The organism is Mesorhizobium sp. M7A.F.Ca.CA.001.08.2.1, assembly GCF_003998455.1.
GTDB lineage: Bacteria > Pseudomonadota > Alphaproteobacteria > Rhizobiales > Rhizobiaceae > Mesorhizobium > Mesorhizobium ciceri.
In genome coordinates, this window is record NZ_RZPW01001488.1 from 1 (window position 1) to 416 (window position 416).

General features: G+C 65.9%; 1 protein-coding gene. It reads left to right on the forward strand.

The genetic code is table 11. The features are described 5' to 3' along the window. Window positions 1-416 (forward strand): TetR/AcrR family transcriptional regulator (locus EN914_RS38125; RefSeq protein ID WP_164779313.1); only part of this gene is annotated, 416 nt, incomplete at both ends.

Genomic DNA, 416 nt, shown 5'->3' on the forward strand with positions numbered 1-416 from the left:
AAGCCGGTTATGCCGGTTTCTCGATCGAGGCGGTGGCGCGGCGGGCCCGCGCCGGCAAACCCACCATCTATCGCTGGTGGCCGAGCAAGGCGGCGTTGCTGCTTGAGGTCTACCAGCGCCAGAAGCGCGTCGATGTCCCCGATACCGGGCGGCTGGAGGAGGATCTCGTCGGCTTCCTGAAGAACCTGTTCGCCCACTGGCGCGAGACATCGTCGGGAAGCGTGTTCCGGTCGCTGATCGCCGAGGCACAGTCGGACGAGACCGCGGCCGCGGCCCTTGCCGACTACTCACTGGGCCGACGGTCCCATACCGCCCAGATCATCGAACGCGCCAAGGCAAGGGGCGAAATCCCGGCCGAAATCGATTCAGCTGTTGTCGCCGACCTGATCGCCTCCTTCGCCTGGAGACATCTGCTG